Source organism: Alteromonas sp. ABV4_150 (assembly GCF_056311745.1).
In genome coordinates this window covers 2,067,310-2,078,955 of sequence record NZ_CM149971.1, presented here as the reverse complement: position 1 = coordinate 2,078,955, position 11,646 = coordinate 2,067,310, and the positions used below count along the sequence as shown (strand labels likewise).

Here is an 11,646-nt window from a genome sequence, read left to right as displayed (position 1 = left end):
AACACTCTTAAAAGCGTTGAAAACATGATTATTATTGATGACTTATTGACGAAAAACGAAGTTGCTCAGTTTCGTCAGCAGATTTCTGATGTTCCTTTCGTTGATGGCAAGAGCACAGCAATGGGCATGGCTGCAGGCGTCAAAAATAATGGTCAAGCAGATGCGCAAGACAAACGAGTTCAACAGCTTGCTAACCTCTTGTTGAGTAAGTTAGGTAACCATCCTACAGTTATCTCTGCGGCCCTGCCCCAACGTATATTTCCACCTTGCTTTAATCGCTATAGTGAGTCACAAACCTACGGCTATCACGTAGATGCTGCTATCATGCGTATCCCTAACACAGCCGATGTTTTACGCAGTGATATGTCGATGACTATTTTTCTCACTGAGAAAGCCGAGTACGAAGGCGGTGAACTTGTTATTCAAACAGGTTTTGGCGAGCAAAAAGTTAAATGCGATGCAGGAAGCGCCATACTCTACCCATCATCTAGTCTTCATAAAGTCACGCCAGTCACTAAAGGCGAGCGTATTGCCGCTATCACCTGGCTGCAAAGTATGGTGAGCGACCAACAAATGCGTGAAACCCTTTTCCAGCTTGACCAAAGTATTCAGTCGCTAGTTAACGCGGGCACCGCAGAGCGAGAGCAGCTTGATGGACTTCATCATGTTTATCATAACTTGGTAAGAAAGTTCTCTCAGCTTTAATCGCTTTTAATTTCAAGCACAATCTGTGCACAAGTACTATCGCGAAAGTTTTCTTGGGAGCGAACGAAATAAACACCTCGTCAACAAGGTCTTATACTAAAGGTGTAACGCAGTTGTATATTACTGGGTTTATTCTATGGATAATTCAACTAATGCTTTTCGTTGTAATACGTGGACAAGGTACGTAGATAAGGTACTGGAATGACATACAAAACCCTTTTTAGCGCCCTTCTTCTTATGGCTTGTTCAAGCATGGCATTAGGACAAGATGAGCGCACCGCAAGGTTTTCTATAACACTGAATGATAGCGATGGCACCCCCGTCGACAACGGCGTGTTTCTTTTTGAGCCTCAGTTCGAGGTAGAAGCGCATCAGATGCCACAACAAGAACCGGCCGTAATGAATCAAATAGACAAACAGTTTGTTCCTCACGTGCTTGTAGTAAAAGCGGGCACAGAAGTGACTTTTCCTAATGCAGATAACTTGTTTCATCACGTCTATTCTTTTTCTCCCACAAAGCAATTTGAACTAAAGCTGTATAAAGAGTTTACTGCCGAGCCTTTGCGGTTCGACGCCGCAGGTGTTGTCGATATTGGCTGTAATATTCATGATTGGATGCTGGGTTACATTGTCGTCTCAGACTCTCCTTACTTTGGAAAATCTGATGATGAAGGACGGTCTGTAGTTTCACTTCCATATGGTGAATACACTGTACGTTTTTGGCACCCACAAGTAGAAGGTGAAAAGGCTTTCCCTCCACAGTCCATTTCTGTATCTGCCGATACTCAAGTAACATGGGCGCTTAGTACCAATATAATCAGTGACGACGGATTCGATTCTGGTTTCGGCGACTATTGATGCGGTTTGCTACTCAACTATTAACGCTATTGTCACTAGCATTTTCGTTAGCTAGTTACGCAGAGACAGATTTTTTATTGCGTGGAACGTGGGCACTAAAAGAAAATACGCAAAGCTTCCAAGGCTTTGGCCCAAACCACCAGCGCTTCGACGGTGATGGCTTACACTTTTCTCAAGCCGTTATCTCAACTAACAAGCGACTGTTTGACGATTGGACATTATCTGGTGTTATAAACGCTTACAGTGATGGCGAAGAGCGGCTCAACTTTTCTCAGCTATATCTCAAGTATCGGCCACTTAGTGCCTCTTCGATAAAACCTGAAGTAAAAGTTGGAGCATTCTATCCAGCCATTTCTGCTGAAAATACAGATTTCGGCTGGCTGTCTCCTCACTTCCTCACTAACTCAGCCATAAACAGTTGGATAGGAGAAGAGCTCAGAACCGGTGGCATTGAATTTAGCCTTAGACAAAATGGCCGGCAAGTACGAAGCAACTGGTCATGGAGGCTATTGGGCAGTGTATTTAAAGGTAACGACACCACAGGTACGTTACTTTCTTGGCGTGGCTTTGCCCTTCACGATAGACAATCGCTTTACAACGATAGAGTGAACTTTCTGCCTATACCGGGCGTTATCGATGAAGATAGGTTGGGTGCGCCTGCATGGACCGAACCCTTTAGAGAAATAGACAACCGCTTCGGCTACTATTTTGGCGCACATGTGGCGTACAAGCGTAAGGCTGAAATGCGCTACTACTATTACGATAACAACGCAGACGCCAATGCGGTCGAGTCTGATCGCATCTACGCATGGCATACACGCTTTCATTCATTAACGCTTCGCTACATGTTTAACCCTAACTTTACGGTATTTTCTCAGTTGCTGGTGGGCGACACTCTAATGGGTGAAAGTATTGTAGATAACGATTTTAATAGTGGCTTTGTTGCTGCTGTATACCGCATGACTCCATACACGGTTGCCGCACGTGCTGACTGGTATCAAGTAAATGATAATGACAATTACGCGCTAGACCCCAATGGCAGTACGGGGCGGGCGTTTACCATCAGCGCGGGGCGTAACATTACTCATAACTTCTCAATAACCGCCGAGTGGCAAATAAACTCAGGCACTCAGCAAAACCTTCGCTTTTTTCAAGACAGCGAGCACTTTACCGAGCACTTGTTCCAGTTGGCACTTACAGCCACTTTCTAATTAAGCAACTTTTCTATTTCTGAATGCTCGGCATCTGTTACTGTGGCACACCAGCGACTTCGATTAGATCGAATGTGGTGGCGTCGTCACCTTTCACCATCACCTGACATTGACCCCAGCTTTGTGGAATATGCCAAACGTGAGCCTCGGCCACGGTGAACTTTTCTCGATGAGAATCACAGCGCACTTCAACCGTATCAAGGTCGCCCTGTATGTTATTAAAAGCAAACTTATTTCTTACCAGCGTGTGGAACCAACGTCCGTTGTCTCCCATGCTTACGGGTACCTTAAGATTTTTTTCAGACGCAATAGATGTTTCAATCTGATTTACTATTGCGGCAATTTCGTCAATACGCGGTTGTTGCTCATCCATTTCTTGAAGCCTGCTGTACGACTTTAAGGCTTCTGCGTAATACCCGCGCTGCGCATCAAGAAGTATTTTCCTTTGTAATACGTAAGCCACATAATCGTCATCAAAAACAACATTCTTAAAACGCTTTTGCCCATTACTGGCAAGTAAACGCGTTAGGCTTCTCGCTTCTCTTTCAATGTCGCCTTGTGCTCCTGCAATCTGTGACTCCAAGTTGAGCAACCAAGTATTCTCGTAACGATTTAGCGTATCCCAACTTGATAGCTCTTTGAAAGCTTCGTCTGCCGCTTCAACATTACCCGCTTTAAATATCTCATCTACGTTTTTATACGCTTTGATAAACTTCCGGGTGGCGCCAGTTTTTCCGCCCATGGAAAAATCCATTTGAACAGCTTGGTGACATTGCTGAGTTGGTTCACCGTCTTTTATTGCTGGGTCATACTGCCATTTTTTAACGGCTGATAGGGCACTGCGTTTGAAAGAAGAGCTTCCGAAAAAATCCTCTACCACAGGATCTTTCACTCTACCTTCTTCATCAATAACGTAGCTCAGCCTAACCCAGCCTTCACGGCCTTTTCTCGCCGCTAGAGATGGGTAAATAGGGTCAACGCGATCTAACGGGGTTGCAGGCTTGAATGCACTTATCCGCGTAACTTCATTGGCTTTCGCCTCTGCTAGGGCTTTCTCTTCAGCTTCATCGCAGGGAATGCTTAATTCTTGCGCCGCTGCCCCAATGGTATAGCCAGAAGTAAGTAACACGGATAAAGCTAATGCCAGCGTCTTTTGCTTAGCTCTTTGACCGTGTAATTCTTGGTGTATTTTTCGAGCCTTATTCCATTTCTCTGTTTTCGATGTTGTATTAATCATCACGATCATCCTTAATAACGTTGCAGCCTACTGCTGGAATATAGGTTATTTTTTTCTCGATGAGTTTTCAAGCGATGCATCAGGCACATTTTTGATCATCATCTGCTCTTTGCGCTTTGTCATCATTCTAGCCAGCCTGCGCATGCTCACTGTTGTATCCTTTTCGTCCACTATATCGACGCCCAATAAGCGTTCCAGCAAATCTTCTAAAGTCAAAACGCCTTCTAAGCCACCATACTCATCTACTACCAGCAACATGTGTACATGCTTATTGATAAAGTGCTCAAAAGTAACCGATAAAGGCATGGTGTTTAATACTGTGACCATGTCTTTGGCATACTCAGAAAGTGGCTTGTCGGTGTTTCCTCTCGCCTGCGCGACCAACAAGTCAGAGCGCATAACATAGCCGGTAATATTCTCAGAATCACTCTCTTCAAACACAGGTATACGTGAAAACTCAATATTGGCGTGCTTATGGAAAAACGCCTCCACCGTCATCGACTCTGATACTTTAAACAGCGCTGTGCGGTGGGTAATTGCATCTTTTACTTTAAGTTCGTGCAAACTCAATAAGCTTTGCAAAAACGCCGCTTCATGATTAGCTAACTGCCCTTCTTGGCCTGACAATTCAGCCATAGCGTGAAGTTCACTGCGGCTCAGTCCGCGAAGTGGGCTGTCTTCCTTAAATCCCTTAGTCATGAGTTCAGACATTTTTACGAACGGCAGAAGTACGATTGAAAGGTATTTAAGAAAGTATGCCGTTGCAGGGGCAAGTGTGCGCCAATAGGTAGCACCAAGTGTCTTTGGAATAATTTCTGAAAAAATAAGAATAAGCAGAGTAAGGACTGCTGAAATAATACCTAAATAGGCATCACCGAATACGGCCGCCGCTTGCGCACCTGCGCCTGCAGCCCCCATAGTATGGGCAATCGTGTTAAGCGTTAAGATAGCAGATAGCGGTGTATTAATGTTGTCGGTTTGCTTACGAAGCAATGCACCGCTGGCTTTACCATCTTTTTCCAATACTGAAATATACGCAGACGAAACACTCAGAATGACAGCCTCGGCAATGGAGCACAAAAATGAAAAGCCCAGTGCTATGAAGATGTACACAATAAGTAAAAGCATGTAATTATTCCAAGCGTCCCTGTAGGTTTAAACGCGTTTTAATTTAAAAAAGTTGAGCGACTATTATGGATAATAGAGCGGGAGATACAAGCGCTCTGTAAATATCATTTGAGCGCTTAAGTAAGGAAAAGCAATCGCAGAGTTACAGTTAACCACAGCATGCCGAATGCTGCTCGTGGTTGTCGCGATAGTGCTGCAGCTTTTTCACGCCCAACCTCACCATTAGTCCAGCCAACAGGATTGCACATAATCCGTAAATTATCTGAACACCTGCGCCGTGCTCATGAACATGGCTCGTGGTTTTTATCATTGAAGATAATGAAAACGAGGACACTAAGTAGTTTAGTGCGTAACCAAAACCAATACTTGCAGAGATAACGCTGAACAAATACAGCGCAAGAGTTCGAACACCCATTTCTTGTTTTATCATGCCCATGGTCGACACATTAGTGGCAGGCCCTGCCATCAAAAATACTAGCACGGCACCCGGTGATAGCCCGGTAGCCAGAAAGCCGACCGCTAGCGGTGTAGACGCGGTGGCACATATATACATAGGAATGCCTATAAGTGCCATAACAAGCATGGCGACGACTCCATCACCCCATTGGGTAAGAAAGTCGGTAGGCACCCAGGTTTTAATGGCGGCGGCGAGCGCTAAACCAATTAGTAGCCACACCACAATATCTTCGAGCAGCTTGCCACTTGCATAAGACAATACCTTAGCCACCTGAGATGATTTACGCGGTAGATTGTGATCATGCTGATGTGTAGAGTCGCTGTCACAGCATTGCGGTTTATCCTCTGATGTCATCGCAGCCTCTGGCTTTGCCTTGTTGCTGCAACACGACGATGCAGCTGAGGCAGGTAAAGATTCACTCTGTACCGCTGGACCGTTGCGCTCTGCAAAAAAACGCACCATCAAACCTGCGTAGATTGCACTTATCACAGCTGCAATAGGTCTCACGATAGCATACAAAGGTCCTAACAAAGCGTAAGAAACTGACACACTATCTACACCCGTCTCCGGTGTAGACACTAAAAAAGATATCGTTGAAGACTTAGAAGCACCACTTCGGCGCAAACCGAGCGCGGCAGGAATAACGCCACATGAACAAAGTGGCAAAGGCGCGCCGATAATAGCAGCTTTGCTAATAGAGCCAAATGATGCGCTACCCATATGCTTTTCAAGAAAAGAGACAGGCACTAGCTCATGCATCACTCCTGCGACGAGTAAACCCAATAGCAGCCATGGCGCTGACTCCATGAACAGCGCTAAAAAGTTTTGCCCTAGTAAAATGATATCTGACACATAGCCTCTCTTGTAACCGTGCTTCAAGCTTCAATGCTCGTAGACATGCTCTGCTTGCAGACAAAGTTACGTTATCTTAAACACTACAGATACTAACAGATATAAGGTATGACAGAAAATCAACAAAACTGATTAGATCAATTGAAGAGGCATAAAAATGGCCAGTACAAATGTACTGGCCGAATGTTGACTATCTCGAGAGTGTGCTTTTTACGCTCAGAGGCCAACCATGAAAAATCGAATCCGTGCTCATTTAACGAATGAGCCGCTTATTCTTGTGTGGCTTTGTGTTGCGACTCCTTTTTAAGCTTAGACACCACAGAGAAAGCCTCTAGCATTACGAGCACTGAAACCACCAGCACTACCGCGTCTAAAAAGACCAGCAAATAATTTCCTTCTACGTAGTACTCTTTAAGCTTTATCAGCCCAGCAAAGAAAGCCATAATCAACACAAAGACCATGGGTATTAGCGTATACCTTGCAGGTCGGCCTAGCTTTATCAACATAACCGATATAACTAACAAAGTAAGGCTAGCTAAGATTTGGTTAGTCGAACCAAATAGCGGCCAGATGATCATACCGCCACTACCTGACGCTCCGCCTGCACCAAACGCAAGTAGTAAACAGCAGCCAACCGCAACAAGCGTCGCTATTACGCCGTTTTTCAGTGCACCGATAGAATAAATATCGCCCCACTCTTGTATGATGTAGCGCTGAAGACGTACACCAGAGTCCATAGTTGTACCTGCAAACAGTACAACCATTACCGCAAGAATCGTTGAAGAGAAATCTACCGGCAATCCCCAACCTTGCTGAATTAGGTTCGCACCACCTGTGATAAATGCACCCACGCTACCCGCACCCAAGTGGCTGTAGACTTCGTGCCATTCTTCAGGTGAAGCAGCAAACGCGACGCCGCTTACTGCGACTATGGTAATAAGCGCAAGTGAACCTTCACCAATTGCACCTAAGTAACCTACAAAGCGCGCGTCTGTTTCTTTGTCGAGTTGCTTAGAGCTTGTACCCGATGAAACTATGCCGTGGAAGCCAGAAACCGCACCACACGCAATAGTAACGAACAGCAATGGGATAAGGCTTGGTGAATCTACCGCAGTTTGCGTGTTAAATGCTGGCGCTGTGATATCAGGCATAGCAAAGAAGACAGCACCGTAAAGCAAGAATAAACCAACAAGCAACTGCATACCGTTAATGAAATCACGAGGCTGTAGCAACATCCAAACCGGTAGCAGTGATGCAATGGCAGCATAAACAAAAAGAATAATTATCCAATTCGCTTTATCGGCCAATCCAAACATGGTTTCTGGCAAGCTCAGTGGAATATAGCTGCCCGCATATACCGAGGCGTAAAGCACGATGATGCCGACAAGACACAAAGGAATAAGACTAAAGTTACGCTTTAACAGCTGTCCGATAATGAGTGCAACAGCAATTGCCATCCATGCAGGAAAAACCGCATTAGGCTGAGAAACAAAAGAGTTTGCGATAACCACGCCGAAGACAGCATTAACCATCAAGAGTACAAGGAAGATCACTATCATGAAGAGAGAGCGAGAACGTTTACCGATGACACTCTCAGAAAGTGCGCCCATAGATTTCCCTTTATGACGAGCACTCGCCCACAAGGCTCCCATATCGTGCACACCAGCAAACAGAATAGTGCCGAATACAACCCACAGAACAGCGGGAACCCAGCCCCAGTAAACGGCAATTGCGGGGCCTACTATCGGTGCAGCACCGGCTACCGAGGTAAAATGGTGACCCCATAACACTACCTTGTTGGTAGGAACAAAATCGACACCATCTTGCATGGTATGGGCCGGGGTTACAAAACTATCATCCAACTTGAATATGCGGTTCGCAATAAACTTCGAATATACGAACCAACCGAGCAACATTCCAATGATGCCCAGTATCACTATGGCAATAGACTGCATTTTATTATCCTAATATTTTTTTAAGGCCTTTAAAATTTTAACGTTTATTAAAGATTAGAAGACCCTAGTCTGTCTTTTAACATTAAACCATTTGTCGCCATGGTTTAGCGCTATTGTAAGACTAAAGTCTAACTCGGACGTAGTTTTTTCCGACTCTTCATACCACTTAGCGTTTATTGACTATACGAAGCCTGTACAAAAGAGAGAAATAATGCTGTTAATCTCAAATTTTCTAGCAAACAATAAGACAGCACTTTAAATAAGATGCATTCTCGTTTATAAATACGCCTCTTTTTATTAGCAGGCAAAACAATGGCATCACCTAAATTCCACATGGCGTTTCGTAAATATCACCGCTGGCTTGGATTTTTTCTCGCGGGCATTATGGGCGTATATGCTATAAGTGGCATTCTTTTAATATTTCGCCCTACCGATATTTTGAAGTATGAGCAAACCCACACTAAGCAACTTGAGGCGAACTTAACAAAAGAAGAACTGCTGCCCTTGCTAAAAATGAGAGGGAGTAAAGTGACAAGCGAAAACGCAGATGAAATTGTGCTTAATGTAGGAAACTACGATAAAGCTACGGGCGAAGCGACTGTCACGAAGAAAGACTACCCAATCGTTTTGTCTAAAATGGTGAAGCTTCACAAAGCGACCAATAACAGCCCTCTATTTTGGCTTAACATAAGCTTTGGCATAGGCTTGCTGTTTTTTGTGATTTCCGCGTTTTTGATGTTTGTTCCCAAACTACCCATGTACAAAAACGGACTTAAAATTGCTGGTATCGGAGCCATCGTTACCGTGTTGACCGTAATTTTCGGTTCGTAATTTTTGCTTAGATAGGTCTGTGTTATGATGTTCTTAGTACGCATACTAAATTGTATGCGTACTAGGCCAATTAAATGGTAGAAAGGAAAAAGGATTTCATCGACCTATAGGTGGTTTCCGACTCTGGCGTTTTATAAAAAATCAAATATTCGGCATGAGATAGTCCTTCAAAAATCTCTATCTGCGTAACCCCGCCGCTATCGCGTATTGCACGACTTACTCTTACCGTGTCGCTTAAAAACATATCTCGCGTCCCTGTTACCAATAAAGTTGGTGGGAATGCTTCGAATGCTCCATAAAGTGGCGATATAGCCGGGTCTGTTAGTGCTTTTTTGCCAGCATACAGTTTGGCGGATGCTTCAAGCATCCCATCGTAGGTCACCAACACTTCGTCTATATTCTCGTTTGTATAAAGACTGTCACCGGTTTTAGTAAGGTCGGCCCAAGGCGTACCTGCATACACCCCTTTGGGTAAAGGACTTTTACTGCTGATAAGAGACTGGACTAGTGAAAGCACCAAACCACCGCCTGCCGATGTCCCTCCTACAAATATATTTCCTTCACCAGCTTGGTCAAGTAGAGCATTGTAAACTGCAACTACGTCATTCAGTGCTGCGGGAAAAGGAAACGTTGGTGGCATTCTGTAGTCGACACTGTATACCACAATGCCCAACCTTTCTGCGACAAGCAGCCCTTCTTCTATGCTAGGCAGACCTCCAAAAAGAACGAACGCCCCACCATGAATATCAAGATAAACCATGTCCTTAAATTCAGGGGTAATCTTTTTAGGTGTCAACTTGCGCACTACCACATCATTTAAATTAATAAGCTCAACATCCACGTTAAACTCTTTCTTCATCTTTTTGATTTTTTTCTTTTGCTCGCTATTTCTAGCGTGAACATAGTTTCTCCACGCTTCATTGGTACGAGGCGTACTCGCTATCACATCTTCTTTGGTGAAGTGGGGAAATGTTGAAATGCTCGCTATCAACGCCTCACTGGCTGCTTGGGGTAATGGGGGATTATTATTGTGCATAGGGCTTGTAGTAGCTAATGTAGTAGGAGTAAATAACAATGCAAGTACGTACATCAGTAGGTATATTAATTTCATATGAATAAACGCCTTACGTAAATGTGTAGCTTTCTATAAGAGTTAAGGTACGTGAACAAAGCTGTAATACCAATCCGCATAAATGTAAAGCTTAGTCTGATTTGCGGCTTCAATTGCTAGCATTCACCTAGACCTAGATGCGCCTTTTCTAGGTAGTCTGAAAAACTGCACTAAGTACAAGTTATATCTAGATTGCATTTTGCTATGCTAGCTTATAATTTACTCACTACCGTTGAAATAATTACGACTTTTTAAAAGCGAAAGGATACTAGATCGCACGCTTTTACTGAAAATAAGTACATAACCTTAAGGATGAAGATGAAAAGCTTTTCTATACATAAATTACTGTTCTCATTAGGGCTCGCTGTATCTACAGTAACAACTGCTATTGCCGACGATGATAGCCAAACGTCAGTTTGGAAAGTGTCGAAAGGCGATGATGCGGTTTATGTGGGTGGTACGATACATATTCTGCCAATCTCTGAATTTCCGTTGCCTGCTACGTTCACTGAAACCTATGAAAAAAGTGACACATTAGTTTTTGAAGTAAAAATGCCAGATCCCACAGACATTGAAGGTCAACAGAAAATGATGGCAGGGCTCGCGTATGCAGAAGGCAAGTCGCTTAAAGATGATGTATCAGAAGAAACCTATCAAGCCCTTAATGCTTATTTAGCTAACTTCGGCGCTACTGCTGATCAGTTAGCTCGATTTAAGCCGGGTATGGTTGCATCAATGCTAGTTGCTATGGAAGCACAGCGCTCTCAAATGGCTGGGCAAGGGGTAGATGCCTATTTTATGCAGTTAGCTGTACGTGACGGTAAAACAAGTGAATACTTAGAATCACTAGATTTTCAAATCAACATGCTTGCGAACATGGGCGCGGGTGAAGAAGATCGCCTTATTTCTGAAACGTTAGAAACCTTACCAGAGCTAAAAGACATGCTACAAAGCACTATTAAAGCATGGAGAAACGGTGACACTGATCAAATTGATGAGTTGGTGGTAGACACATTCAAACGTGAATCTCCCGCTTCGTACGACGATGTTTTTACTAAGCGCAACCAAAACTGGTTACCTCAAATCGAAGCCATGTTTGGCGATGATGACCAAGAGTTTGTTTTAGTGGGTGCAGGACATTTAGTGGGTGATGACAGCGTGATTGCCCTATTAGAAGCTAAAGGTTACAAAATAGAACAAATGTAATTCGCCTTTGGCACAGAGTTAACAAAGCTAAAGCTAGGCAAATGCCTAGCTTTTTTATATCAACATTTGGTTAAAACTAGACTTAGGCTTATGTC

10 protein-coding genes are annotated in these 11,646 nt (G+C 43.9%); 5 read left to right on the top strand and 5 right to left on the bottom strand.

Translation table 11 applies throughout. From position 1 onward, the window contains the following. Positions 1 to 24 precede the first annotated feature (24 nt). The 3 genes from ACYX4M_RS09075 (at position 25) to ACYX4M_RS09065 (ending at position 2,774) form a co-directional block, all read left to right on the top strand. Entirely contained in the window at positions 25 to 705 is a 681-nt protein-coding gene (locus ACYX4M_RS09075; protein WP_476082743.1) for a Fe2+-dependent dioxygenase, read from the top strand. A 201-nt stretch (positions 706 to 906) separates the two neighbouring features. After that, positions 907 to 1,563 (top strand): methylamine utilization protein, encoded by a 657-nt coding sequence (locus tag ACYX4M_RS09070; RefSeq protein WP_476082742.1) that lies wholly within the window; start codon positions 907 to 909, stop codon positions 1,561 to 1,563. After that, on the top strand, positions 1,563 to 2,774 hold the full coding sequence (locus tag ACYX4M_RS09065) for a hypothetical protein (protein WP_476082741.1): 1,212 nt from the start codon (positions 1,563 to 1,565) through the stop codon (positions 2,772 to 2,774). Before ACYX4M_RS09070 ends, ACYX4M_RS09065 begins: the two co-directional genes overlap by 1 nt. Positions 2,775 to 2,811: 37 nt before the next feature. Here the strand turns inward: ACYX4M_RS09065 and ACYX4M_RS09060 are convergent, their stop codons facing one another. From ACYX4M_RS09060 to ACYX4M_RS09045, 4 genes are all read right to left on the bottom strand, one after another. Next, the gene (locus tag ACYX4M_RS09060; RefSeq protein ID WP_476082740.1) at positions 2,812 to 4,011 is read right to left on the bottom strand and encodes an energy transducer TonB; all 1,200 of its coding nucleotides are present in this window, start codon (positions 4,009 to 4,011) and stop codon (positions 2,812 to 2,814) included. A 45-nt stretch (positions 4,012 to 4,056) separates the two neighbouring features. Then, entirely contained in the window at positions 4,057 to 5,139 is a 1,083-nt protein-coding gene (locus tag ACYX4M_RS09055) for a CNNM domain-containing protein (RefSeq protein ID WP_476082739.1), read from the bottom strand. A 148-nt stretch (positions 5,140 to 5,287) separates the two neighbouring features. Further along, complete coding sequence (locus ACYX4M_RS09050) at positions 5,288 to 6,448, bottom strand: SO_0444 family Cu/Zn efflux transporter (RefSeq protein ID WP_476082738.1); 1,161 nt, start codon at positions 6,446 to 6,448, stop codon at positions 5,288 to 5,290. Between the two features lie 269 nt (positions 6,449 to 6,717). Further along, a complete protein-coding gene (locus tag ACYX4M_RS09045) occupies positions 6,718 to 8,403 on the bottom strand; it encodes a carbon starvation CstA family protein (protein ID WP_476082737.1) in 1,686 nt (561 codons plus the stop codon). A gap of 312 nt (positions 8,404 to 8,715) precedes the next feature. On the opposite strand from ACYX4M_RS09045, the gene ACYX4M_RS09040 reads away from it, so the two are divergent. Next, complete coding sequence (locus ACYX4M_RS09040) at positions 8,716 to 9,234, top strand: hypothetical protein (protein WP_476082736.1); 519 nt, start codon at positions 8,716 to 8,718, stop codon at positions 9,232 to 9,234. Between the two features lie 70 nt (positions 9,235 to 9,304). On the opposite strand, the gene ACYX4M_RS09035 is transcribed toward ACYX4M_RS09040, so the two are convergent. After that, positions 9,305 to 10,345: an alpha/beta hydrolase gene (locus ACYX4M_RS09035; protein ID WP_476082735.1), complete on the bottom strand. Its 1,041-nt coding sequence runs from the start codon at positions 10,343 to 10,345 to the stop codon at positions 9,305 to 9,307. A 318-nt stretch (positions 10,346 to 10,663) separates the two neighbouring features. Between ACYX4M_RS09035 and ACYX4M_RS09030 the strand changes: the two genes are divergently transcribed. Continuing rightward, entirely contained in the window at positions 10,664 to 11,551 is an 888-nt protein-coding gene (locus ACYX4M_RS09030) for a TraB/GumN family protein (protein WP_476082734.1), read from the top strand. Positions 11,552 to 11,646 lie beyond the last annotated feature (95 nt).